The 24728-nt window shown below is 33.6% G+C and carries 25 protein-coding genes; 5 read left to right on the forward strand and 20 right to left on the reverse strand.

Annotated features, from left to right (window positions below):
* Positions 1-27: 27 nt before the first annotated feature.
* From OA93_RS12590 to OA93_RS12600, 3 genes are read left to right on the forward strand one after another with little or no spacing between them, the layout of a single operon-like run.
* Positions 28-1071 (forward strand): hypothetical protein, encoded by a 1044-nt coding sequence (locus OA93_RS12590; protein ID WP_039113639.1) that lies wholly within the window; start codon positions 28-30, stop codon positions 1069-1071.
* 7 nt (positions 1072-1078) lie between these two features.
* Positions 1079-1642, forward strand: coding sequence for a LemA family protein (locus tag OA93_RS12595; protein ID WP_039113640.1), 564 nt, complete (start codon positions 1079-1081; stop codon positions 1640-1642).
* Entirely contained in the window at positions 1626-2027 is a 402-nt protein-coding gene (locus tag OA93_RS12600; RefSeq protein ID WP_039113641.1) for a hypothetical protein, read from the forward strand. Before OA93_RS12595 ends, OA93_RS12600 begins: the two co-directional genes overlap by 17 nt.
* Positions 2028-2217: 190 nt before the next feature.
* Here OA93_RS12600 and OA93_RS12605 read toward each other — a convergent pair whose 3' ends face one another.
* From OA93_RS12605 to OA93_RS12620, 4 genes are all read right to left on the reverse strand, one after another.
* Complete coding sequence (locus OA93_RS12605) at positions 2218-4704, reverse strand: T9SS type A sorting domain-containing protein (RefSeq protein WP_039113848.1); 2487 nt, start codon at positions 4702-4704, stop codon at positions 2218-2220.
* A 347-nt stretch (positions 4705-5051) separates the two neighbouring features.
* Entirely contained in the window at positions 5052-5834 is a 783-nt protein-coding gene (locus OA93_RS12610) for a hypothetical protein (protein ID WP_039113643.1), read from the reverse strand.
* A gap of 151 nt (positions 5835-5985) precedes the next feature.
* The gene (locus OA93_RS12615; protein ID WP_039113645.1) at positions 5986-6510 is read right to left on the reverse strand and encodes a DUF6646 family protein; all 525 of its coding nucleotides are present in this window, start codon (positions 6508-6510) and stop codon (positions 5986-5988) included.
* A 46-nt stretch (positions 6511-6556) separates the two neighbouring features.
* Positions 6557-7282, reverse strand: coding sequence for a metallophosphoesterase family protein (locus OA93_RS12620; RefSeq protein WP_039113646.1), 726 nt, complete (start codon positions 7280-7282; stop codon positions 6557-6559).
* 234 nt (positions 7283-7516) lie between these two features.
* On the opposite strand from OA93_RS12620, the gene dinB reads away from it, so the two are divergent.
* Together dinB and OA93_RS12630 are read left to right on the forward strand one after the other, a co-directional pair.
* Positions 7517-8599 carry a DNA polymerase IV gene (gene dinB, locus OA93_RS12625; RefSeq protein WP_039113648.1) on the forward strand — a complete coding sequence of 361 codons (1083 nt, stop codon included), beginning with the start codon at positions 7517-7519 and terminating at the stop codon, positions 8597-8599.
* An 81-nt stretch (positions 8600-8680) separates the two neighbouring features.
* The gene (locus OA93_RS12630) at positions 8681-9196 is read left to right on the forward strand and encodes a PAS domain-containing protein (RefSeq protein WP_039113649.1); all 516 of its coding nucleotides are present in this window, start codon (positions 8681-8683) and stop codon (positions 9194-9196) included.
* 53 nt (positions 9197-9249) lie between these two features.
* Here OA93_RS12630 and OA93_RS12635 read toward each other — a convergent pair whose 3' ends face one another.
* From OA93_RS12635 to OA93_RS12710, 16 genes are all read right to left on the reverse strand, one after another.
* Complete coding sequence (locus OA93_RS12635; protein WP_039113651.1) at positions 9250-10026, reverse strand: Bax inhibitor-1/YccA family protein; 777 nt, start codon at positions 10024-10026, stop codon at positions 9250-9252.
* An 810-nt stretch (positions 10027-10836) separates the two neighbouring features.
* Positions 10837-12207, reverse strand: a complete 1371-nt coding sequence (locus tag OA93_RS12640; protein ID WP_039113654.1) for an NADH-quinone oxidoreductase subunit N — start codon at positions 12205-12207, stop codon at positions 10837-10839.
* An 84-nt stretch (positions 12208-12291) separates the two neighbouring features.
* Positions 12292-13731: an NADH-quinone oxidoreductase subunit M gene (locus tag OA93_RS12645; RefSeq protein WP_039113655.1), complete on the reverse strand. Its 1440-nt coding sequence runs from the start codon at positions 13729-13731 to the stop codon at positions 12292-12294.
* Between the two features lie 10 nt (positions 13732-13741).
* Positions 13742-15625: an NADH-quinone oxidoreductase subunit L gene (nuoL, locus tag OA93_RS12650; RefSeq protein WP_039113849.1), complete on the reverse strand. Its 1884-nt coding sequence runs from the start codon at positions 15623-15625 to the stop codon at positions 13742-13744.
* A gap of 6 nt (positions 15626-15631) precedes the next feature.
* A complete protein-coding gene (gene nuoK, locus OA93_RS12655) occupies positions 15632-15952 on the reverse strand; it encodes an NADH-quinone oxidoreductase subunit NuoK (protein ID WP_035618229.1) in 321 nt (106 codons plus the stop codon).
* Entirely contained in the window at positions 15952-16491 is a 540-nt protein-coding gene (locus tag OA93_RS12660; RefSeq protein WP_039113657.1) for an NADH-quinone oxidoreductase subunit J, read from the reverse strand. The genes nuoK and OA93_RS12660 overlap by 1 nt, the downstream gene beginning before the upstream one ends.
* Positions 16491-17036, reverse strand: coding sequence for an NADH-quinone oxidoreductase subunit I (locus OA93_RS12665; RefSeq protein ID WP_039113659.1), 546 nt, complete (start codon positions 17034-17036; stop codon positions 16491-16493). The genes OA93_RS12660 and OA93_RS12665 overlap by 1 nt, the downstream gene beginning before the upstream one ends.
* Positions 17037-17196: 160 nt before the next feature.
* Positions 17197-18249: an NADH-quinone oxidoreductase subunit NuoH gene (gene nuoH / locus OA93_RS12670; RefSeq protein WP_039113661.1), complete on the reverse strand. Its 1053-nt coding sequence runs from the start codon at positions 18247-18249 to the stop codon at positions 17197-17199.
* 2 nt (positions 18250-18251) lie between these two features.
* Positions 18252-19283 carry a 2Fe-2S iron-sulfur cluster-binding protein gene (locus OA93_RS12675; RefSeq protein ID WP_039113663.1) on the reverse strand — a complete coding sequence of 344 codons (1032 nt, stop codon included), beginning with the start codon at positions 19281-19283 and terminating at the stop codon, positions 18252-18254.
* Between the two features lie 77 nt (positions 19284-19360).
* On the reverse strand, positions 19361-20728 hold the full coding sequence (nuoF, locus tag OA93_RS12680; RefSeq protein ID WP_039113665.1) for an NADH-quinone oxidoreductase subunit NuoF: 1368 nt from the start codon (positions 20726-20728) through the stop codon (positions 19361-19363).
* A gap of 1 nt (position 20729) precedes the next feature.
* On the reverse strand, positions 20730-21260 hold the full coding sequence (locus OA93_RS12685; RefSeq protein ID WP_039113666.1) for an NAD(P)H-dependent oxidoreductase subunit E: 531 nt from the start codon (positions 21258-21260) through the stop codon (positions 20730-20732).
* A 102-nt stretch (positions 21261-21362) separates the two neighbouring features.
* Positions 21363-22601 carry an NADH-quinone oxidoreductase subunit D gene (locus tag OA93_RS12690; protein ID WP_039113667.1) on the reverse strand — a complete coding sequence of 413 codons (1239 nt, stop codon included), beginning with the start codon at positions 22599-22601 and terminating at the stop codon, positions 21363-21365.
* A 32-nt stretch (positions 22602-22633) separates the two neighbouring features.
* Positions 22634-23155, reverse strand: a complete 522-nt coding sequence (locus OA93_RS12695; protein WP_039113669.1) for an NADH-quinone oxidoreductase subunit C — start codon at positions 23153-23155, stop codon at positions 22634-22636.
* A gap of 4 nt (positions 23156-23159) precedes the next feature.
* Positions 23160-23708, reverse strand: a complete 549-nt coding sequence (locus tag OA93_RS12700) for an NADH-quinone oxidoreductase subunit B (RefSeq protein WP_035618207.1) — start codon at positions 23706-23708, stop codon at positions 23160-23162.
* 177 nt (positions 23709-23885) lie between these two features.
* Entirely contained in the window at positions 23886-24251 is a 366-nt protein-coding gene (locus OA93_RS12705; protein ID WP_035618204.1) for an NADH-quinone oxidoreductase subunit A, read from the reverse strand.
* A 246-nt stretch (positions 24252-24497) separates the two neighbouring features.
* The gene (locus OA93_RS12710; RefSeq protein ID WP_007137066.1) at positions 24498-24692 is read right to left on the reverse strand and encodes a cold shock domain-containing protein; all 195 of its coding nucleotides are present in this window, start codon (positions 24690-24692) and stop codon (positions 24498-24500) included.
* Positions 24693-24728 lie beyond the last annotated feature (36 nt).

Below are 24728 nucleotides of genomic sequence, written 5' to 3' on the forward strand. Positions count from 1 at the left end.
TTGATAACCCTTTTTTAAATTCTAATAATGAACGAATTCTTTGCCTTTTTTGAGCAGAATAAACTAGATGGAGGAATGGTAGTATTCCTGATGTTCTTCAGTCTTGGTATTGCTTTGTTTCAAACTATAATTCTCTCTGGGTTATATAATTTAAAGTTCCCAAGTTGGTTATTTTTTGTTTTATGTCCATTGTTTATTGGCTTGAGCTTTCTGGTAGATTCCAAATATGCTCTCATGGTTTTCTTCTTCTTATTTGCATCTGTTTTTATACTCGGAATTGTCGGTATGTTTTATTCCGGAATTAGAAGTAGTAAAAGTGAAAAAGCAGAAAGAGAAAAATTTAATGCAAAACACAACATCCAGAAAACACCTTTAGGCAAGAAACTATTGGGCTTGCTTATGATGCTTGGAGTTATTGGAGGATTTTTTTGGTTGCTTTATATAGAGAAACTACAGTTTCTTTTCTTTATTATTCCAGGGCTTATTTTTATAAAAATTATTTTTTTTCCGAGTAACAAAAGTAAGTTTCTTAAACTTCAGGCAGTCTTACCAACTTCTAAGATGAATGCTATTGCTATGGGATTAGTTGAAGTAGAGGGCGATTTGGAAGAAATTGAACCTATCATTTCACCATATTTCAGTAAACCTTGCATAGGATATTATTATACTATCGAAGAAGAAGGTCCGGCAGATGATGATGGTAAAAGATCTTATAGAACTATTTTTACCGAACTAAAAACGGGTAATTTTAAAATAAAAGACGAAACGGGAAGTGTTACTGTAAATGGAGAAGGATTAGAATTCTATTTTGATAGAGTCGATAGGCAAGAGGGAGGTAAAAAGAGATATTCTGAAACCTATTTAAAACATGATGATTATATGTTGCTTATTGGTTATGCCGATTCTGATAATGGGAACGTTATTCTCAGAAAAGGAGATTCTAATGGCATTTTTGGTGTTGCAATTCCTCAAAGCATTTCATTTAGAAATAAATATCAACCATTGTTGATTTCATTTTTAACCACGTTATTTTTTATCACACTCGTACTTATCTATATCATTTTAAACTAAACAAATTATGTCAGCACAAAACATTGCTTTAATCGTAGGGTTAATTCTGGTAATTATACTACTTAACTTTTTTATAGGTACATATAATAAACTGGTTATGCTTAAGAATAACTTCGAAAAAGCTTTTAGAAATATAGATGTTATTTTGATGCAAAGAGCAGAAGAAGTTCCCGAATTGGTTAAAGTTGCTTCTAAGTTTATGGAACACGAAACCGCTATGTTAACTAATTTGACTAAGCTTCGTACTGATTTCTTAAATTCTAAAACAGTCGACGAAAAGATTGAAAACGCCAATGAGTTTTCTAAATCATTGAAAACCTTATTTGCCGTTTCAGAAAATTATCCAACATTAGCTTCTAATTCAAATTTTCTGGAATTACAAAGACGAGTTTCTCAGATGGAAGATAAAATCGCCGATAGAAGGGAGTTTTTTAATGATAGTGTCAATCTTTATAATATCGGAATTCAGGAATTCCCTAATCTTATTTTGGCAAAAATATTAGGATATCATACACAAACGTTATTTGAAGTTTCAACAGAAGAAAAAGCATATAATGGGATTCAATTTTAATACATTCTTCGGTTATGAAACCGAAATCAATAAAGCACATGACTTAGTTTTAATCTACGGGTTTGCTGTTCTAATATTTGGTATTTTAGGATTAAGTATTATTGCAATCATATTTAGAAAGATTGGTTTAACTGCTATTATTAGTTATTTTATATCACCACTAATATTGTGTTTAGGTCTAACATTGTTAATCTCGATATTACCAACAATTATTTTTTGTGTAGTAGCATCAGACATTTCAGGCGTGCAGCTAATTTACAGTTGGATAACAATCTTTTCAGGGATGTTATTCTTTGTAGTGTTTAATCTTAGTACGATTAAAAAGTTTGTAAAAGAGTTTGGCAAATTAACAGAACAACAGGAATTTAGAAATAGAAACAGATAATGCAACATAATTGCTATTTGGATTTAAGTAATTAGATTAATGTAAATTGCCCAGATTAGTGCTAATTTTTTAAATAAATTGATCTTGATTTGTGAAATTCGCATTGAAAATACTTTTCGCAATAAAGTTGCAATAACAAAAGGCTTCCGATTTCGGAAGCCTTTTGTTTTAAAGCAGTAATTGGTTTTGGTTATTTCTTAATTATTATTTGGTTTAATATGCCTTCTGCTGTTTGTAGTTTTACCAAATAATTTCCAGGAATTAGATGGCTCATATCTATAGTTTCAATACCTTTTTCAGTAGTTTTTACTATTGAACCGTTCATGCTGTAAATCGTTACTTTCTCTATATTTTGATTTGGGTTTGATATGCGTAAATAATCAGTTACCGGATTAGGGTACAACATTAATTTTGTTGGCATGATTTCTTCCTCAATACGTAATGTCGTTTTGTATTCAGTACTTATATAGAATAAGTTTGTGGTATCGCCTTTGGTAATAGTATTGTTACCTGCCGGTACCGATATGGTAACAATTCCTGCTACTGCGGTATAATTTAAACCGTTTACTTTTACCTTTCCAGCAAATGTATTGTCGAACACTAAGGTTAATGTCGATTCGCTAGTTGTGGTATAAGTGATAGATGTACTCGATTCCATTTTTAAACGCGCTGTTAATGATAAACCAGAATAGGTTACAGATCCTGCAGTTGAGTTCATGTTTCCTATAATTGTATAGAAAGCATTTACTTTTGCATCGGTAGTAAAATTATGTGTTTTATCTGCAGGACCGCTGCCATTGGTAGAAACCGTTATTGTTCCTGAGCCAGTGGCAGGTGTTCCTACAGGACCAGTAGTAGTAATAGAATAGGATAACGTAGCACTTGGTGTACCAGTTATTGTAATTGTTTTGGCAATTGAGTTTTTTGTATACGCAATTCCAGATGCAGGTAATCCTGTTACAGTTGCATCTGTAGCATCTCCACCCCAAGTAAACACAATTGTGTTAATTGCTGATCCAGTAGCAACAGTTTGATCATTGTTTCCAGTTGAAGTTAGTGTATGAGAAGTTATTGGTGTGTTGTTTTCTCCTTGTACTGCTATTAAACTTGTTTTGTAAGCTACCAGAGCGGCTTTTAATGGTGCATTTACCAAAGATTCGGCATCATCTATGGCATTGTTAAAAGTCCATTTAAAATCACCTCCAGAAATACGCCCCGCATATTGCATAACATTAGTTTTGGCAACTTCGGGACTATCTGGTGTATAAGGATACATTACAGCTGTATCTGTATCGAAGTTATTGTATGTTTTAGCGCCTTTTTTAGAAACAATGGTATTGCTCACTAATTCATTTCTTGTAGTTGCTACATAAGCATCAAATTCTATTGGAAAATTGGTAGGATCATAGGCAACAAAACGTGTTTCTCCACTCATGGTATTGTTATAGGCTTTTATTGTTCCCCCATCTTCTTTAGAGAAAGTTCCTAAAGCACCATTATATACATCTGTACCTTGCATAGAGGTAAGCATTGGGTATTTGCAATTACGGAAAAAGTTGTTTTCAACAAATACAGAAGAGCTCATAGTCGATCCTACACCATATTTTGCATTACCATCATAATAGTTATTATATACATGAGCTGAATAAAAACGAACACGCGGATGACGTGAATCTGAGTGATCATACCAGTTGTGGTGATAAGTGATGTATAATCCTGTTGTAGTATTCTCACTTAAACCTAAAAGATTAGATTTTCCAGAATCCCAAAAATGATTATAAGAGAATGTGATATAAGTTGATTTTTTGCAATCCAGAGCACCATCACCTTTTATCTGATCCGCATCACCACCAGCATTTCCATAAAAGAAATCACAATTATGTACCCAAACATAGTCATTGTCTTGTTGCAAGCCTATATTGTCACCTTCGCCACTGTCGCAGTTCATTGTGGCTATATTGCGAATTTCGATATTTGAGGCGCTTTTTACGCGAATCCCCCAGCCATCTGCTACTGCATCATCACCAATTCCTTCAAGAGTTATATAGCTTGAAGCATTATTATTGTTCTCGATTACAATATCGCCAGCCAGCATATAGGCAGGGTCTGTTATTTGCCCAATTATACGAACAATTAAAGGTCGTAGATCTTTCCCTTTTTTATAACCATCCAAGATGGTTTGTAAACCTACAGAAGGACTCGGAGTTGCACCAGTTACTGCTAGTGAAACTGTATTTTTAGTATTCTCAGTTATATATAGTATTACGGCTCCATTTTTTGGTGTGCCATCTGCATTGTATGCTCCGGGAATACGACCGTTAGAAAAAGCAAATCCTGCACGGTCATGCGCTTTTACGGTTATAGCATTTGTTGTTGAGCCTGTGCCTTCTACCCCAGATATGACTGGTCTAATTTTTATGGTGTATGAGCCAGCTTTAATTCCTGGTATATCTGCACGGTAATATGTTCCGTAGCTACGGATGAGTTGTCCATCTATTTTTTGGTCGGTTACGCCCATCCCCGAATAGTATACATTATAACTTTGGGCATTAGTAACGGGTTGCCATTTTACGTAAGCAGATTCTAGCCAGCCTGAAGCTTCATTAATTGTGACTTGTTGTGCCCAAACTTGAGCAGAGACAAGTGTAATTGTCAATAAAAGTAGAAATTTTTTCATAATCATGGTTTTTAATAATGGTTTGGTAATTAATTGGTTGCAATAGGTTTGTTGTTTTAATCTAAAATGTAATCGATTACACGAAAGTAAATAAAATTTCTGTATTAGTAATTATTTTGTCAAAAAAATACGCATTGTATAAAAAAAACCGTGTTTGAATATTGATTGTGTGTGTCTATTCTGGTTTTGTTAATTATTTTCTATTGGTATAGGATTAGTTGTCCTTTCTTCTGTGTTCAGTAGTTTTTTTGATGTTAGGTCATAAAAAAAGCAACTCAATAGGAGTTGCTTTTTATTATAAACGAATGAGGATGCATCGTTTTTCTATTTTAATAGTTTTCTTTAAATTATTTTGACTTTGTGACTTTCAACGAAAATAATAATTTACCTTTTTTAAATGATGGTTTCTCATCTGGTTTTGTTAATAGAACAACATCGTATAGTTCTATTTTGTTTTTTAGAAACTCTATTCCCATTTTTTTGTAGGTTCCATCTGTAGTTGTAAAATTTATGGATGTTATGCCTTGTGTATTGGCATCATCGCCATTAATACTAATGTAATAGTTTTTAAAATTCGCTAATCCGCTTACTTTGCCATCTTCAGTAAATTTAATTTCGGTTGTAGAAGATTTATTAGAATAGGTATTTCCTGAAAGTAATTTGTTTATTAAAATACGTACTACCGATACATTTGCTTCTTTTGCTTTCTTTACCAAAGTACTGTCAGCCTTTACGTATTCCTGTGCTTCATAGCGTTCGTCAAGAGGTAATAATACTAAATTTCCATTTTGTAAAACTGCTTTTTGAGTTTTGGTTTCGTATAGATGATTAACTAAAGTGTCGTTTTTAATTGTAGCAGTATATTTGCCTCTTTCTAAATCTTCATTTAGGAAAGTAATGCTGTCTTTTAGTGTTTCTGGGATAATTATTTCTGTAACCCCATTATCAACGGTTTCAATTCCATTGTCTTCAATTATATTATCGATGAAGTCTTTAGCAACCCATGTACCTGCAAATGGATTTGATTGTTCAGATCCAGAAGCTTTATTAGAGTCTTTACAGGATAGAGTACTAAGAGTTAAAACTCCTATTGCTGCAAAACAGAACGAATTTAGAATTAGTTTTTTCATAATTAAGATGTAAATAATTTATTACAAATGTATTTAATAATTAATAGACATATTGTAGTTTAGTCATAAAAAAAGACCATTTGAAATTTCAAATGGTCTTTTTTGTAAGTTTCTACAGTAATTATGTGTAAAAGCTTTATCTCTTGTTCTTTTACAAATTAAAAGAAGCTCCTAAGCTAAATGTGAATTGATTATTCAGGTTGTAAAATACTCTGTCATCATTTCCGTATTTTGCAATAGGAAAACCAAGTTCAGTAAATACTCCAAATCCATCAGTAAAGAAATAACGACCACCAACGTGACCACCAAAATTTCTTAAACCTAAGCTTAATCCTGGGTAAACATCTAATTTTTTATCTACATTAATAACGCTTCCTAGGTTAGCATTAACTCTAACTTTAGCATCAAAACGATCTTGAAAATCTGGTTTAGTTCCATAATACTGAGTTGTACCATAGAAACCTGAATATTCGTTAACTCCTAATAAGTAATTTGAAACAAATCCGATAGAGAAATTTTCTCCAAGACCAAAATCTACAGAAGCTTGAATTCCTGATCCACCATCTTGAATGTTTGCACCGATATTTACTTTAGTGTCACCTTTACCACTAAATGCTTGTTGTGCTTGAGTTAAACCAAATGCCAATAAAAACGCAAGTGTAATAATCTTTTTCATAAAATTTATTGATTTAATTTTTTTGCAAAACTAGGATTTTTATATCTTAATTCCTACCTTTTTCGTCAAAATAGAGTTCGTTTAAGGGTTCGCTTTGCCAAAACTCCTTAGTGTCAACGTCCATAATTGTTAATTTCCCTGTAAATGCAGCGCCAGTATCTACATTCCAAACATTGGCTTTTTGTACAGGAACAGTTTCATGTATTCTAGTTACAGGAGTATGGCCAATATAAATTTCTTTATAGTGTTTTAATCTTTTAGGGTAAAACAAAGAATCAGTTTTCATATTTGGGTCTAGGGCAAGAGCCATTTCCCAAAGAGTTCTATCCCAATAAAAGGCTTCACTAGAATATTCATAGGTTACTCCATTCATATTGGTAAAACCAGCATGAACAAATAATCTGTTTTGGGAGTCTAAATAATAATTCTGTAATGATTCAAAAAAGGCAACATGTATTTCTTTATGGCTGTTACTTATTGCTTCGTATGCAAGTACAGTGGCTTCGCCTCCGTGATGGTGCCATAATTCATTGTCTATACCATCTCTCATCCATTGTTGTAGTAAATCATCATGATTGCCACGAATACAAATGCAGTTTTGTTTTTGTCTCAGGTCAATTAAAAAATCAATTACTTGTGGCGACTGGCTCCAACCGTCTACATAATCACCCAAGAAAATCAAGGTATCTTTGTCTGTTACAGCGGCTCTTTCCATGACTTGTTGCAAAGCCCTCAAGCCACCATGTATATCGCCAATAACGAATGTTCTCATTTTAATATTTTGTAATGTACTTACAAAAATAGCAGAAATTGATTTGGTATTTACTTATTCACTTGTTAATGTTTGTTATTATTACAAAAATCTTAGTTTATTTAATTAGCCTATTTATTACGTTCCTCAGGATTGTTTTGGTTTACCAGACTATAGATAAAATTTAACGTATTTATCGAATTTTTTTGGTGTCATTTGAATCTGTTATAACAGTTTCCTGTCTAAATTTGTAGCATGTCTGAACTGCCTACATATCGAAAAATTATCCATATAGATATGGATGCATTTTATGCTTCGGTAGAGCAAATGGATAACCCTTTTTTAAGAGGGAAACCCCTTGCTGTTGGAGGTTCAGAGAATCGAGGCGTAGTATCTGCAGCGAGTTATGAAGCTCGAAAATTTGGTGTTCGTAGTGCAATCAGCGGAGTTCTTGCCAAGAAATATTGTCCAGAGCTTATTTTTGTACCTCCGCGTTTTGACCGATACAAAGAGATATCAATAAAAATCCATAAAATTTTTCATGAATATACAGATTTAGTTGAGCCACTTTCGCTTGACGAGGCTTATCTTGATGTTACGGTTAACAAAAAAGGAAATCCGAGTGCTAGTTTATTGGCTCAGGAAATAAGACAGCGTATTTTTAATGAAGTCGGAATAACAGCTTCGGCAGGAATTTCGATAAATAAATTTGTAGCCAAAGTTGCTAGTGATTATAATAAGCCAAATGGTCAGAAAACGGTTAATCCAGATGAGGTTGTTCCTTTTCTAGAAGAATTACCTATTAGGAAGTTTTATGGAGTAGGGAAGGTAACCACCGAAAAAATGTATCAGCTTGGTATTTTTACCGGTACAGATTTAAAAAGTAAAAGCTTAGAGTTTCTGGAAAAGCATTTCGGAAAATCGGGTACTTTCTATTACCATGTTGTACGTGGGGTTCATAATAGCGAAGTAAAAGCTGATAGAATTACAAAGTCGGTGGCAGCGGAACATACTTTTGATGTCAATCTTTCTTCGGAGATTTTTATGCTAGAACAACTAGAAAGAATTGCAACCTCATTAGAAAGACGTTTAAAAAAATATAAAGTTTCTGGTAAAACAGTCACACTTAAGATTAAGTATAGTGATTTTACTCAGCAAACCAGAAGTAAAACATTGCCCTATTTTATTGCCGATAAGAGTTTGATTATGGAAACTGTAAAAGAGTTATTATATCAGGAACGAATGAAAGATTCGGTTCGATTACTCGGAATTTCATTAAGCAATCTAAATACAGAAGAAAAGAAGGCTATTGTCGTACAGCTTAAATTTGACTTTTAAATTGATTAAACAAGCGTTAAATGCGTAATATCGCTATGATAGATGTTGTTTTCAATATACCTTTGATTAAAATTTTTGTTTATGTTTAATTTAGATGCCTATGATACCGCAATTGCAAAATACCATCGAGAGATGAATTGCAACGGCATTCCTGTGATTTCATGGGATTTTCATCATGGTTTTTTAAATGACTTAAAAGCTAATTATTCAGATTGGCAAAGAGTAAACAATATCTCCAATCAATTTAATTGGGATGAATCCGAATTTGATGTTTTAGAACGATTGAAAGAAGAAGTTGTCGTAATTACCAATCTAGAGCTGAAGATCGTTTTTGCTTCCAGCCGAATTGTAAACATGACTGGATATACAGAAGTTGAGGTTCTGGGTAAAACACCAAAAATGTTTCAAGGACCTGAAACCTGTTCACAAACCACAAATGAAATTAGAGTAGCTATCGATTCTGAAGAAATTTTTGAAAAGACTATTCTTAATTATAAAAAGAACGGAGAAACATACTTTTGTACTATAAATGCTTTCCCTGTTTTTAATGTAAAGGGAAAACTATCCCATTTTATTGCTTTTGAGAAAGCGGCATAAAAAAAGCCTTTTTTGAATTTCAAAAAAGGCTTTTTTTATAAGTATAGAAAGGATTAGTTTCTGTTATTTAATTTAGATAACAATCTTAGGAATTCGATATACAACCAAACTAGAGTAATCATTAATCCCATTGCGCCGTACCATTCCATGAATTTTGGCATTTTTTGTTGAACACCTTCTTCGATTCTGTCAAAATCTAAAAATAGGTTTAAAGCAGCAATAACGATAACAAAAACACTAATACCAATACTCATCATAGAGTTACCGTGATGAACAGGAGTAAAGCTTGTAAACATCGAAACTATCCAAGAAATTAAGTAGTAAGTAGCAATTGCCAGTGTAGCTGCCATAACAACCGATTTGAATTGCTCAGTTACTTTTACGATTTTGAATTTATATAAACCAAGACAAACCATAAATGTTACAAATGTAGCACCAACAGCCTGAATTACGATACCAGGATACATTGCTTCAAAAATCGCAGATATTCCACCAATGAATAAACCTTCGAACAAGGCATAACCTGGAGCTAAGTATGGAGAAAGTTGCGGTTTGAATGCAGCGACTACTACTAAAATTAATCCAACGATAGCTCCACCAATAGTAGGAAGCATAGGGTTGATTCCGTTAAAAGACATCCACCAAGTAATCATTGCTGTAGCAGTAAGCAATAAAAATAAGATAAGAGTTTTGTTGATAGTACCAGACAATGTCATTTCGTTACCGTAATCGATAATTTTTGCTTGGTGAACATTGTCACTTTTTGCAGCAACCGATGTTGGAGAAAAACGTTTGTTACTTAAAAACGGATTGTTTGAGTTGAAAGCCATAATATATTTTGATTTTAAAACGTACCAAATATAACGCATATTTTCATAATTGCTCCAATCCCTATATATATTTTAACAATTGGATTATGGCTTTTTTATACTGACAAGAGATTTATTAAGGACATCTTATTTATGAATAACCACCTGCTTTAGCTGGGGGAATATGAGCAAAACGAGTATTGGCTTTAGCCAAACCTTCTTCTTCTTTTGGCTAAAGCCAGGTTTATTATCAATTCATTAAACCTGTGGCTAAAGCACAATGTCATTAAGTGAGCTAATCATGATTAATTATTTTCTCGCAAAGTCGCAAAAGCGCAAAGATTTTAGGTGTAAACTTGGCGACTTTGCGAGAGATTTATTCGGCACGGTATTAAAGGTTATGTTTTAACTTAATGACATTGAGCTAAAGCAAGAGACAATTCAATCTATATAGTCATAAAAAATCAACGGTATTAATCGGAACTATAATAGATAAAAGCTAACCATAACCCGTTGGGTGTAATTCGTAAAAATTTCATTTAACACATAGAAACATAGATTTTATGTAAAAAGAACACAAAAAGAAATACATTTCTTTCACATAGCTTAGCTATGTGCATTTAAAATAAGTGAAACGACTTCTTTGAGAATACAAAGCCTATGTTTCTATGTGTTAAAATTAATTACACCCAACGGGTTAACCATATAGGTTATGTAAGTTCATTTAAGAAAAGTAGCAAAAACGTATATTCTCTTAAATGACTTATATGGTTTAAATAAAAAAGCCACCAAGTTTAAAACTTGATGGCTTGTATTTTTATGTAAGTCTATTTAGTTCAAAAGGTCTAAAACCAAAGAAGGGAACAAACCGATAACAATGTTTAATAGTATAGAAATTACTGCAACAGCGTATATAAGGAAAGGTCTTCCAGTACGAGTTTCATTTGGTTCTTTAGTGTACATCGCTAAGATTAATTTGAAATAGTAACCAACACTAATAATAGAGTTAACCACTGCAACAATTACTAATGCAATATATCCAGCTTGTATTGCTTGATTAAACAAGAATAACTTAGCAAAGAAACCTGCAAAAATCGGAATACCTGCCATAGATAAAAGCGAAGCCGTAAGGATTGCTGCCAATAAAGGATTCGTTTTTCCTAAACCATGAAAATTGGTAATATCCTCGTTATCTTGATTTTTGCAAACATATAAGATTACGCTAAAAGCTGCGATTCCAGCCAATGCATAAGCAGTTGTGTAATATAAAAGAGTTCCTGCAGAAGTAGCCAAAGTTAATAAAGTCATTAACATGAAACCTGCATGTGAAATACCAGAATATGCAAGCATACGTTTTACGTTTACTTGACGCAATGCCATAATGTTACCAACTGTCATAGATAACATAGAAACAATCACGATTACGATTACATAACTTTCAGAAAGCTCAGCATTTAATATCGTTAATAGTTTGTATAAAGTAGCAATAGCAACAACTTTAGCCAAAGTACTCATTAAAGCAGTTGTTAAAGCAGGAGAACCTTCGTAAACATCTGGAGCCCAAAAGTGGAAAGGAACAGCAGCAACTTTAAACAACATACCAACAGTTAATAAAACAATCCCGATAGGAAACCAAATTGGCAATTCAGCAGATTGAGATAAATCACTAATTTCAATTACATCAAAACTTCCCATAGCTCCGTAAATCAAACAGATTCCGAATAAGATAATTCCAGAAGCAAAAGAACCCATTAGGAAATATTTCATTCCGGCTTCATTACTTTTTATTTTCGTTCTGTCGCTAGCGGCTAATACGTATAAAGCAATAGATAATACTTCGATTCCTAAAAAGAACATCGCTAAGTTTCCGAAAGAAACCATTGCAACAGCTCCTGCCAATAAGAATATTTTTATAGCTACATAATCAGAAATTTTAGTTTGGTGATCTTCGTAGAAATTGTAACTCAAAGCCACTAAAAAAATCGTTAAAACAATAAACAAAGATGAAAACGCCGTAGAGTATTTACTCACCGCAATCATGTTATTGTAATAACTCTCGGTTAAACCGAACTCTGAATAGTTTATTGCCAAAACGCCTAATAAACCAATTATAGTTACTGGAATAATGGCTTTTCTTAAATTAAGAATTTCAAACAGTAGGCAAAAAACACCCAATCCTATTATAGCTATTAATGTATTCATTTTTGTTTTTTTGATTTAGGAATCTAAAACTAATGATGCCCTAATTTATTTTTATTTAAAATATGTTATTTATTCTTTACCAGCTTAGTTTCTATGTATAACTTTTAAAATTACATCTAAACTTGGAGAAATTAAATCTGTAATTGGTTTTGGATACAATCCAAAAAAGAATAATACAGCAATAATTGCTACAAGCGAAATTCCTTCAGAGATAGATACATCAGCAAAAGGCTTTGTATTTGTTTCTCCTAACATTACATGTTGGAACATTTTAAGCATATAGTAAGCACCAAGAATAATAGTAGTTCCACCTAAAACGGCAAACCAAATATTAATTTGAGAAAGGCTATATAATACCGTGAACTCTCCAACAAAGTTAAAAGTAGATGGTAATGCAACCGATGCCAATACTAAAATCAAGAACATCGAAGTGAACTTAGGCGATTGGTAACGAATTCCACCCATTTCAGAGATAACTCTGGTTTCGTATCTTCTAAAGATGATTTCGGCAGCAAGGAACAAACCAACTACTACAAAACCGTGAGCAATCATTTGTAAAACCGATCCGCTTAAACCATCAGCAGTTAGAGTATAAGTACCTGCAGCGATTAACCCAACGTGAGCCAATGAAGAATAAGCAAGTAATTTTTTTAAGTCTTTTTGTCTTAATGCAACAATAGAACCATAAATTACACCAGCAATCCCTAATGCAATAAATACAGTCATGTATTCTTTTGCAGGAAGTGGAGCAATTGGCAATTGCCAACGAATGATACTGTATAGTCCCATTTTAAGCATGATACCAGATAAAAGCATAGTTCCTGCAGTAGGTGCTTTTTGGTATACACTTGCTTGCCAAGTATGAAATGGAATAAGAGGAATCTTAATAGCATAAGCTAAGAAGAAAGCCAGGAATATCCAAAGTTGCTCCGTTGCAGATAAATCCAATTCGTATAAATCAGTCAATAAGAAGCTACCTGCTTTTGTGTATAAGTAAACAAATGCTACAAGCATAAACAATGAACCAGCAAGAGTGTAGATAAAGAATTTAACTACCGCTTTTTTGCGTTCTTCGGTATCGCCATTACCCCAAATTAAGGCAATGAAATAAATAGGGATTAATGATAATTCCCAGAAGATATAGTATAACAAACCATCTGCGGCAAGGAAAGTCCCAACCATTGCAAATGCCATGAATAAAATTAAAGCATAGAATCCTTTTGCATTTGGGTAAGAATTCCCAAAAGAAGAAAGTATGATTATAGGAGTCAATGCCGTTGTAAGCAACAACATTGCAATACCCAATCCATCTGCATTTAATACAAATGAAATTTTAGGCTGAATAATCCATTGGCTAATATAACTGATGCTTTCGCCAAGATTATAATGATTTAACAATACAACCGAACAACCTAAAGCGGCCAAACTAAAGAACAAAGCTACTTTTGAAGCTAGTTTATCACCAACAAAATAAGTGACAAATGCACCAATTAAAAGTATAATTAATATAAGAGAAACGTTCATAGTTATTAAATTATTGAGCTAAAAATATATAAGAAACAATGGCACAAAGACCCAAAACAAAAGCAAACAAATATAGTCCGATACTTCCGCTTTGTAATTTTCTACCTTGATAACTTATCTCATTGGTTACTTTTCCTAATCCGAAAACAAGAGCTGATATACTTGTTTCTACATAATCTCTAAAGAATTTAGATAATCCATTAATAGAGCGTACAAATACAAAATCGTAAGCTTCATCAACATAATACTTGTTGTATAATACTTTTGTTACTCCAGTAATAGATTCATCTTCACTAGGAACATTATTTTGTTTGATGTATTTTAAGTAGGCAATAAAAATCCCAACTAAACCACCAATTACTGCAACACCCATTAAGGTATATTCAGTAGTTCCTAAGTGATGAGCTTCGCCAGCTACTTTTGTAAAAAGCGGAGCTAAATAAGTATTCAACCAGCTATTTCCAGGTAAGCTAATCAATCCGCCAAAAGTAGCCAGGATTGCTAAAACGATTAATGGAAAAGTGATTAAAGCAGGACTTTCATGTAAATGACTTTTTTGGTGTTCAGTTCCTCTAAAATCTTTAAAGAAAGTCAAGAACATTAATCTAAACATATAAAAAGCAGTCATGATAGATGCAACCGATGCAACAACATAAAGCGGAATGTTATGATGAAAAGCAGTCAATAAAATTTCGTCTTTCGAGAAGAAACCAGAGAATAATGGAACTCCCGATATTGCTAATGAAGAAACAAGCATCGTGATAAATGTAACTGGCATTGCTTTACGCAATCCACCCATTTTACGCATATCTTGTTCACCATGTAAAGCGTGAATTACAGAACCAGAACCCAAGAATAAACAAGCTTTAAAGAAAGCGTGAGTTATTACGTGGAAAACAGCTACTTCGTAAGCACCTAATCCTAATGCTAAAAACATTAAACCTAATTGCGAAACAGTAGAGTAAGCCAGTACTTTTTTAATATCATTTTGAACCAGACCAATTGTAGCAGCAACAAGAGAAGTTATTGCCCCAATAATAGCAATTAGGCTTTGAACATCTGGAGTTAAATCAAAAACAAAGTTTAATCTGGTAATCATAAAGATACCAGCAGTAACCATTGTAGCAGCGTGAATTAATGCAGAAACCGGAGTTGGTCCAGCCATCGCATCAGGCAACCATGTGTATAATGGGATTTGAGCCGATTTACCACAAGCACCAATAAACAAACAAAAAGCAGCTAAAGAAAGTAACGGAACATTTAAGTCAGTCGCACTAGCAATTGCAGTTTTTATAGTTGCATAATCTAGAGAAGAGAACATAGAACCGATGATAAAAATACCAACTAATAATCCTAAATCCCCAATTCTGTTCATGATAAAAGCCTTTTTAGCTGCATCATTATATTCTTGGTTTTTATACCAGAAACCGATTAGTAAGTAAGAACAAAGTCCTACACCTTCCCAACCAATGAATAATACCAATAAGTTACTTCCAACAACTAATGTAATCATGAAAAACACAAACAGGTTTAAGTAAGCAAAAAACTGGTGCATTTTCTCATCATCATGCATATAGCTGATAGAGTATAAGTGAATCAAAGAACCAATACCAGTTACAAAAAGTAACCAAAGCAATGACAATTGATCTAATAAGAAACCTAAATCAACTTTGAAATTACTTATCTGAATCCATTCAAATAAAGAAATGCTGATAGGTTGTTGAGTTTGATTTATTTGAAGGAAAAAATAAATAGTTACAGCAAATGAAACAACTACAGAAAGAGTTCCTATAGCGCCAGAAACTGTCTTTCCTAGACTTTTCCCAAAGAAAACATTGATTAAAAATCCTAAAAAAGGAGCTAATACTAAAACTAAAGCTAAATTGGTATCCATTGCCATTTATCCTTTTAAATTTTTTAAATTATCGATACTAATTGAATGTATGTTTCTAAATATCGATACTAAAATTGCCAATCCAACCGCTACTTCAGCAGCAGCAACTGCCATCGAGAAAAATACGAATACTTGTCCTTGTGCATCTTGGTGATAAGTAGAGAAAGCAACAAATAATAAGTTTACTGCATTAAGCATGATTTCGATTGACATAAAAACGATAATCGCATTACGTCTGTATAAAACACCAAATATGCCTACGCAAAAAAGGACTACACTTAAAAATATGTAGTTTTCAATACCTATTTGATTTAAAATATTATTCATTATTTTTTCGATTTTTCTTTTTTAGACAATAACACAGTTCCAATCATGGCAACCAAAAGTAAAATAGAAGCAAATTCAAACGGAACCATATATTCGTTCAGTAATATTTTACCTAATACTTTTATCGATTGAAAATCTTCACCAGTCGAGTCGTATTCACCAACAATTGGTTTAGAGTTAATAAATATTGCAATTAATACAATACAAATCAAACAGAAAGAAACAATAGCGCCCAAACGAGTAATTCGGGGTTTATGTACTTCGTGTTTTTCGTTCAGGTTCATCAACATAATGGTAAATAAAAACAAAATCATTATGGCTCCCGAATATACTATGATGTGAACAATCGCTAGAAACTGAGCATTTAATAGTAAATAATGACCCGCAATCGAGAAAAAGCAAATCACTAAATAAATAGCACTATGAATAGGGTTACGACTAAAAATCGTTAAGAAAGCAGTTATCACTGTTATGAAAGCTAATATACAAAAAGTAATTTGTATTGCATTTGCATTTGCAAAATCAGGTATATGTATCATTAATTAGCGTTTTTAAGTTGAGCGTTTTTCATAGCCACATCTAATGGCATCACTAATTTATCTTTTCCAAAAATAAAATCTTCTCTTTCATAACTAGAAGGAACTAATACTTTTGACGTAGTCAGGTAAATTGCATCTTTAGGACAAGCCTCTTCACACAATCCACAAAAAATACAACGCAACATATTAATCTCATATATCGAAGCATATTTTTCTTCTCTGTACAAATGTTTCTCATTTGGTTTACGCTCTTCAGCTTTCATCGTGATTGCCTCAGCAGGACATGACAAAGCACATAATCCACATGCAGTACAGTTCTCACGACCTTGTTCATCACGTTTCAACTGGTGTTGACCACGATAAACATCGCTTCGTACACGAACTTGTTCTGGGTAGTGAATTGTTTTCTTACGTCTAAAAAAGTGTTTGATTGTAATAACCAAGCCCTTGAAAATTGCAACAAGGTACAATCGCTCAAGAAAAGTCATCTCTTTATTTGAGACTACCTTTTTTCTACCCGATAATGATATAGTTTCTATCGACATTTTAATTTATCATTTGCGATTTTGATTCCAAAACCAAATTCAAAAATTTATTTCTTTTATTTTTATCTGAAGCTAATCCTGCTATCCGTTACAATCTTTATTGTTTTAAAGGAAAACAATAAAGGATTTCCACTTCTATCAGGGCTAGGTATTTCGTTTATTAAAACCCTAAATAAGCTGCAATTTCACCTCTTAACATTACAACACCAGTAATCATGATATTGATGATAGAAAGCGGAATTAATATTTTCCAACCCAAATGCATCAATTGGTCATATCTGAATCTTGGAATAGTCCAACGAACCCACATATAGAAAAATATGAAAAAGCATATTTTGGCAAATAAAACAACCATTCCTAAAACGTTAGCTGGGTTTACACCTGCATTCTCCACCATCCATTGCATACCAGGATAGTTATATCCACCAAAGAATAATACAGAGATAATAGTAGCCGAGATAAACATATTTGCATATTCAGCAAATAAATAGAATCCCATTTTCATCGAAGAATACTCTGTGTGATATCCACCAACTAATTCCGTTTCACATTCTGCTAAGTCAAAAGGAGTTCTGTTTGTTTCAGCAAATGCACAAATAAGGAAAATTAAAAATGATAATGGTTGGTAAAATACGTTCCAGTTCATTTCAGCTTGTTGCATAGAGATTTCTCTTAAGCTTAAACTACCAGTCATCATCAATAAAGCAATCATCGACAATCCCATTGCGATTTCATACGAAACCATTTGCGAAGCAGCACGAACCGCTCCCATCAATGAGAATTTACTGTTAGATGCCCATCCACCAATCATGATACCATAAACCCCAACAGAAACAACTCCGAAGAAATATAATAATCCAATATTGATATCCGTAGCTTGTAGTAAAATATCTCTGCCAAATAAATGTAATTTATCTCCCCAAGGAATTACGGCACTTGTCATTAAAGCAGTACTCATGGCAATTGCAGGACCTACAACAAATAAAAATTTATTTGGAGTATTAGGTATAAACTCCTCTTTCGAGAATAACTTCATACCATCTGCAAGAGGTTGTAATAATCCACCCCAACCAGCACGGTTAGGTCCAACACGGTCTTGTAAGAAAGCTGCAACTTTACGTTCAGCCCAAGTAGAATACATCGCCATAATCATAGTCACGGCAAAAACCACTAAGATTACAACACTTTTTTCTATAATAAATGTACTATCCATTACTAAGAGATTTTGTCGTTATTGGTTAATGGAATTTGTGCCATACTAATTTTTTTACGGTCTTCATCTCTACCTAAAAGGATATTCTTTTCAGTATCGATTTCTACTTTTTCTAACTTACGAGTATAGTTATTTTGGTTGATAACCGAATCTTTTTCAAATTCTCTTGGTCCTTCAATAGTCCAGTCAGCAACATTTTTGTGGTCAAAACGACAACTGTTACAAATAAACTCTTCTACTTCATGGTAAATGTCTTTACGACCAGTTACACGTTGTATTTCACCACCAAACATCCAAACAGTTGTTTTACCACAACATCCAGGAGTAGTACACTCTCTGTGTGCATTATAAGGCTTATTAAACCAAACTCTTGATTTAAAACGGAAAGTTTTATCAGTCAAAGCTCCAACAGGACATACATCAATCATATTTCCAGAGAACTCATTATCGATTGCTTTAGAGATACCAGTTGAAATATTAGCGTGATCACCACGATCTAATACCCCGTGAACTCTATTGTCTGTCAATTGATCTGCTACTTGTACACATCTCTGACATAAGATACAACGGTTCATGTGCAATTGAATATGCGGACCTATATCTTCTGGTTCAAAAGTTCTTTTTTCTTCAATGAAACGTGATTTCGGATTTCCGTGCTCAAAACTTAAATTTTGAAGATCACATTCACCAGCCTGATCACAAACAGGGCAATCCAAAGGGTGATTAATCAATAAAAATTCTGTTACAGATTTACGTGCTTCCGTTACTCTGTCAGAAGATTTGCTGTTTACTTCCATACCATCCATACATCCTGTTACACAAGATGCCATCAATTTTGGCATTGGTCTTGGATCAGCTTCACTTCCTTTCGATACTTCAACTAAACAACAACGGCATTTTCCTCCGCTACCTTTTAATTTTGAGTAATAGCACATGGCTGGCGGAACTAAATCTCCACCAATCATACGTGCAGCCTGTAGGATTGTTGTTCCTGGCTCTACGTCTATACTTTGACCGTCTATGGTTACTTTCATCTCTATATTTTGTTATTTTAGTTTAAGGTTTAAAGTTTCAAGTTGTTGAACTTAAAGCTAAAAAGCTTCAAACTAATTTAAACTGTTTGTTTTGTTACTAAATGTTTTACTTGCGAAAAAGGCTCAGCAACAAAATGTTCTCTGTTTTTTATTTTTTCTGGGAAACGAACGTGATATTCAAATTCATCTCTAAAATGACGAATAGCTGCTGCTACTGGCCAAGATGCTGCATCTCCAAGTGGGCAAATCGTATTTCCTTCGATTTTACTTTGAATGCTCCATAATAATTCGATATCCTCTTCACGACCTTGACCGTTTTCGATTCTCCATAATATTTTTTCTAACCATCCTGTACCTTCACGACAAGGAGTACATTGTCCACAAGATTCGTGGTGGTAAAAACGTGCAAAATTCCATGTATTTCTTACGATACAGGCAGTGTCGTTGTACACGATAAATCCTCCGGAACCTAACATAGATCCAGTAGCAAAACCACCATCACTTAAAGATTCGTAAGTCATTAAACGATCTTCACCATTTGCAGTTTTAAAAATCAATTCAGCTGGCAAAATTGGCACAGAAGAACCTCCGGGAACAAACGCTTTTAAAGGTCTGCTTGAAGACATTCCGCCTAAGTATTCATCAGAATTCATGAATTCATCAACACTTAAACCTAATTCAATTTCATAAACTCCAGGATTTTTAACGTGTCCAGAAGCAGAGATTAATTTAGTTCCAGTAGAACGACCTACACCAATTTTGGCATAATCATCACCAGAGTTATTGATAATCCATGGCACAGTGGCAATAGTTTCAACATTGTTTACCACGGTAGGGTTAGCCCAAAGTCCAGAAACAGCAGGGAACGGTGGTTTAATACGCGGATTTCCTCTTTTTCCTTCCAATGACTCAATAAGTGCAGTTTCTTCACCACAAATATAAGCACCAGCCCCACAGTGAACGTATAGTTCCAGATCATATCCTGATCCTAATATGTTTTTTCCCAAAAATCCAGCAGCTTTCGCTTCGGCAATGGCTCTTTCTAATATTTTGAAAACCCACATATATTCTCCACGAATGTAGATATATGATAAGTTAGCACCTAAGGCAAAACTTGAAGTAATCATACCTTCAATCAATAAGTGAGGAATGTATTCCATCAAATAACGATCTTTAAAAGTACCTGGCTCAGATTCGTCGGCGTTGCATACTAAATGTCTTGGTTTTCCTGATTTTTTATCAATAAAACTCCATTTCATACCTGCAGGGAAACCTGCACCACCGCGACCACGAAGACCTGATTTTTTTACTTCTTCAACAACTTCGTCTGGTGTAAGCGTTTTTAAAGCTTTTTCTACAGATGCATAACCACCATTTTTGCGGTATACTTCGTAGGTTTTAATACCAGGAATATTGATTTTATCTAATAATATTTTCTGTGACATATTATTTATCGTGTAATATTATTTTATTATCCTTACAATCAGTGATTAACTGATCAATTTTTTCTTCTGTAAGTTTTTCTTTGTAGAAATCGCCTAACTGCATCATTGGAGCGTATCCACAAGCACCTAAACACTCAACGCCAGCAATGCTGAACATTCCGTCAGGAGTTGTTTCACCCATTTTAATGCCTAATTTCTCAGATGTATAATCCATTAAATTTTCGGCACCATTTAAACAACAACAAGAAGTCTGACAAAATTCAAACATGTATTTACCCATTGGTTTTTGGTTGTACATGGTATAAAAAGTTACCACTTCGTAAACCTCAATTGGTTTTATATGTAAGATTTCGGCAACCTTGTCCTGTAGCTCAATACTTAGCCAGTTTTCATGGGCATCTTGTACTTCGTGTAAAACAGGCAATAAAGCCGATTTTCTTTTGTCTTCAGGATAATGACTGATTAACTCATTGATGCGGTTCATCAATGCCTCAGTCATATTTATTTCTTGTTTGTAATGTTTACGTTCCATTTTTATTTTAGATTTTAGATTTTAGATTTCAGTTTTTTCTGTTGTCTATAATCTATATTCTGCAATCATTGTTTAAGTTTTAGATTCTTCAATCTGAATTCTTTATGCGTCTAACTCTCCAGCGATAACATTTAAACTTGATAATATTACAATGGCATCCGATAACATAGCTCCTTTAATCATTTCAGGATAAGCTTGATAATATATAAAGCATGGTCTTCTAAAATGTAATCTGTATGGAGTTCTGCTTCCGTCGGTTACCAGGTAAAATCCTAATTCACCATTTCCGCCTTCAACCGCGTGGTATATTTCGGCAACTGGAACAGGAACTTCTCCCATAACAATCTTAAAGTGATATATTAACGATTCCATGTTAGTGTATACATCTTCTTTTGGAGGAAGATAGTAATCTGGAACTTCAGCATGGAAAACATTTCCTTCTGGCATTTTATCTAATGCTTGACGAATAATGCTTAAACTTTCCCAAACTTCGGCATTACGAACACAGAAACGGTCGTAAGTATCTCCCGATTTCCCAACTGGAACGATAAAGTCAAAATCTTCGTAAGATGAATACGGTTGAGCAACACGTATGTCATAATCAACACCACTAGCACGTAAGTTTGGTCCTGTGAAACCGTAAGCCATAGCTCTTTCGGCACTTATTGGTCCAACATTAACCGTTCTGTCAATGAAAATTCTGTTTCTTTCGAATAGGCTTTCGAATTCTTTCCAGGCAACTGGAAATTCTTCTAAGAAAATTTCAATTTTTTTGAAAGCGGCCTCAGACCAATCTCTTTCAAATCCACCGATTCTTCCCATATTTGTAGTTAAACGAGCTCCACAAATTTCTTCGTAGATTTCGTATATTTTTTCTCTAAATTGAAAAACGTAAAGGAAACCTGTATAAGCACCTGTATCTACCCCAAGAATTGAATTACAGATAATATGATCGGTAATTCTAGACAGTTCCATTATGATAACTCTTAAGTATTGAACACGTTTAGGTATTTCAATTTCTAAAAGTTTTTCTAGAGTCATCCACCATCCCATATTATTGATAGGAGAGGAGCAATAGTTCATTCGGTCTGTAAGAGGAGTGATTTGATAAAAAGGACGATTTTCGGCAATTTTTTCGAATGCTCTGTGGATGTAACCAATAGTTGTTTCAGCCTCAAGAATTCTCTCACCGTCCATTAACAGTACGTTTTGAAAAATACCGTGTGTAGCTGGGTGTGTTGGTCCTAAGTTCAGAACAGAAAGTTCGCTTCCTTCGTCGTTTAGTTTCTGTTCGATTATTTTAGCATAGCGATGCTCTGGTGGTAATAATAGTTCTGACATTTATTTAATGTGAAAAATTATATGATTTTGTCTTAGCAATTTGTTGTTGTTCTTCCAAAGAACCTGTCGTCTTTATCAGTTCTTCCACTGTCTTCCAATGGGAACTCTTTACGCATCGGAAATGAAATCATTTCATCCATATTCAAAATACGTTTCAATTGTGGATGACCGATGAAATTTACTCCATAAAAATCATATGTTTCTCTTTCCATCCAGTTTGAACACAAGAAAATGTTTGATATGGTTTTTATTTCTGGTTTTTCACCATTGATAAAGGCTTTTATTTTAATTCTTTTGTTTTCATACCAGTTATGCAAATGATATACTATTGCAAATTGGCGGTCAACTTCATTATCAGGGTAGTGAATACCACATAAATCGGTTAGGAAATGAAAACGTAATATCGGGTCATTTTTCAAAAAAAGAATTACAGCTGTAATTTTATCAGAATCAACTTCTAATGAAAAAATGTCTCTTTCTTGATTGAAATTGAAAACACTTTCTCCAAATGTTTCAATTAATTTATCTTGAATTTCTATTGTCTCTAATGCCATTTTGTTATTGAATGTTATATGAAGCCAATAATTCTTGGTACTCAGGTGAGCTGCGTCTTCTTACAGACTCGCTTTTTACTAATTCTTGTAATTTCATTACACCATCAAGAATTTGTTCTGGTCTTGGCGGACAACCCGGAACATAAACATCTACAGGTATTATTTTGTCAATTCCCTGAAGAACTGAATAAGTATCAAAAATACCTCCGGATGATGCACAAGCACCTACGGCAATAACCCAACGAGGTTCGGCCATTTGCTCATAAACCTGACGTAAAACTGGTCCCATTTTTTTAGAAATAGTTCCCATTACCATTAACATATCAGCCTGACGAGGAGAAAAACTCACACGCTCAGAACCAAATCGTGCTATATCGTAATGCGAAGCCATTGTAGCCATGAATTCGATACCGCAACAAGAAGTTGCAAATGGTAAAGGCCATAACGAATTGGCTCTTGCTAAACCTACAACATCGTTAAGTTTTGTAGCGAAGAAACCCTCTCCTGTAACTCCTTCTGGCGGGGCAACCATATTTATATTTGAATCGCTCATTATTATTTTAGATTTCTGATTTCTGATTTTAGATTTCGAGAAATCGTAAAAACTGAAATCAATTTTTTTAAATCAATTGTATTATTTTGAGGAGTTCAAATCTTAAATTGTAAATAACTTAGTCAAGAATCTATTCTTAAATCTAAAATCACCAATCTAAAATCTAAAATCTCTTTTTTATTCCCACTCTAAGGCTTTCTTTTTGATAATGTAGAAGAAGCCTACTAAAAGAAGTGACATGAATACTAACATTTTTAGCATTCCTTCCATACCTAGTTCTTTAAAGTTTGCAGCCCATGGGTAAAGGAAAATTACCTCTACGTCGAACAATACAAATAATATAGCAACTAAGAAATATTTTACTGAGAATGGTACACGAGCATTACCAATAGATTCTACACCACACTCAAAGTTTTTGTCTTTGCTTGCGGAAGCTCTTTTTGGGCCTAATTTTCCAGAAATGATAATGGTTCCTACTACAAAACCAACAGCTAAAATAAGCTGCATTAAAATTGGAATATAATTTACTTGATCTGAATGCATAATTTAAGGATTTTTTGCTTAAAAATAAGTCACAAAGATAGCCCTCAAGTATGTAAATCACAAGCTAAAAAATGATTTAAGTAGGTTTTGAAATGTAGTAATAGTGTAATTTTTATTGATTATAAATAAGATTTCGAATTTTATGATTTTTTTAAGAATTAGGCGTAAAAAAAAAGCGTTTCGAAATTAATCGAAACGCTTTTAAGCATTCGGTGGCAAAAAAAATAAATTGCTATATTTTTATGCTTAGATTACTGCAACTTTAGCAGCAACTTTACCTTTTCTTCCTTCTTCTTCTTCGTAGCTTACTCTGTCACCTTCGCGTAATTCTTCCGCGTTGATTCCTGATGCATGAACGAAAATGTCTTTTCCTGTTTCTTCGTCTGTAATGAACCCGTAACCTTTAGACTCATTGAAAAATTTAACTGTACCTGTACGCATTGTAATAGTAATAATAATTTATAATGAGGCAAATGT

The organism is Flavobacterium sp. KMS, from assembly GCF_000813005.1.
In the GTDB taxonomy this organism is placed as follows: Bacteria; Bacteroidota; Bacteroidia; order Flavobacteriales; family Flavobacteriaceae; genus Flavobacterium.

Coding starts and splice junctions, on each gene's coding strand:
- OA93_RS12590 (WP_039113639.1), top strand. CDS start 28: ATGAACGAATTCTTTGCCTTTTTTGAGCAGAATAAACTAGATGGAGGA.
- OA93_RS12595 (WP_039113640.1), top strand. CDS start 1,079: ATGTCAGCACAAAACATTGCTTTAATCGTAGGGTTAATTCTGGTAATT.
- OA93_RS12600 (WP_039113641.1), top strand. CDS start 1,626: ATGGGATTCAATTTTAATACATTCTTCGGTTATGAAACCGAAATCAAT.
- OA93_RS12605 (WP_039113848.1), bottom strand. CDS start 4,704: ATGAAAAAATTTCTACTTTTATTGACAATTACACTTGTCTCTGCTCAA.
- OA93_RS12610 (WP_039113643.1), bottom strand. CDS start 5,834: ATGAAAAAACTAATTCTAAATTCGTTCTGTTTTGCAGCAATAGGAGTT.
- OA93_RS12615 (WP_039113645.1), bottom strand. CDS start 6,510: ATGAAAAAGATTATTACACTTGCGTTTTTATTGGCATTTGGTTTAACT.
- OA93_RS12620 (WP_039113646.1), bottom strand. CDS start 7,282: ATGAGAACATTCGTTATTGGCGATATACATGGTGGCTTGAGGGCTTTG.
- dinB (WP_039113648.1), top strand. CDS start 7,517: ATGTCTGAACTGCCTACATATCGAAAAATTATCCATATAGATATGGAT.
- OA93_RS12630 (WP_039113649.1), top strand. CDS start 8,681: ATGTTTAATTTAGATGCCTATGATACCGCAATTGCAAAATACCATCGA.
- OA93_RS12635 (WP_039113651.1), bottom strand. CDS start 10,026: ATGGCTTTCAACTCAAACAATCCGTTTTTAAGTAACAAACGTTTTTCT.
- OA93_RS12640 (WP_039113654.1), bottom strand. CDS start 12,207: ATGAATACATTAATAGCTATAATAGGATTGGGTGTTTTTTGCCTACTG.
- OA93_RS12645 (WP_039113655.1), bottom strand. CDS start 13,731: ATGAACGTTTCTCTTATATTAATTATACTTTTAATTGGTGCATTTGTC.
- nuoL (WP_039113849.1), bottom strand. CDS start 15,625: ATGGATACCAATTTAGCTTTAGTTTTAGTATTAGCTCCTTTTTTAGGA.
- nuoK (WP_035618229.1), bottom strand. CDS start 15,952: ATGAATAATATTTTAAATCAAATAGGTATTGAAAACTACATATTTTTA.
- OA93_RS12660 (WP_039113657.1), bottom strand. CDS start 16,491: ATGATACATATACCTGATTTTGCAAATGCAAATGCAATACAAATTACT.
- OA93_RS12665 (WP_039113659.1), bottom strand. CDS start 17,036: ATGTCGATAGAAACTATATCATTATCGGGTAGAAAAAAGGTAGTCTCA.
- nuoH (WP_039113661.1), bottom strand. CDS start 18,249: ATGGATAGTACATTTATTATAGAAAAAAGTGTTGTAATCTTAGTGGTT.
- OA93_RS12675 (WP_039113663.1), bottom strand. CDS start 19,283: ATGAAAGTAACCATAGACGGTCAAAGTATAGACGTAGAGCCAGGAACA.
- nuoF (WP_039113665.1), bottom strand. CDS start 20,728: ATGTCACAGAAAATATTATTAGATAAAATCAATATTCCTGGTATTAAA.
- OA93_RS12685 (WP_039113666.1), bottom strand. CDS start 21,260: ATGGAACGTAAACATTACAAACAAGAAATAAATATGACTGAGGCATTG.
- OA93_RS12690 (WP_039113667.1), bottom strand. CDS start 22,601: ATGTCAGAACTATTATTACCACCAGAGCATCGCTATGCTAAAATAATC.
- OA93_RS12695 (WP_039113669.1), bottom strand. CDS start 23,155: ATGGCATTAGAGACAATAGAAATTCAAGATAAATTAATTGAAACATTT.
- OA93_RS12700 (WP_035618207.1), bottom strand. CDS start 23,708: ATGAGCGATTCAAATATAAATATGGTTGCCCCGCCAGAAGGAGTTACA.
- OA93_RS12705 (WP_035618204.1), bottom strand. CDS start 24,251: ATGCATTCAGATCAAGTAAATTATATTCCAATTTTAATGCAGCTTATT.
- OA93_RS12710 (WP_007137066.1), bottom strand. CDS start 24,692: ATGCGTACAGGTACAGTTAAATTTTTCAATGAGTCTAAAGGTTACGGG.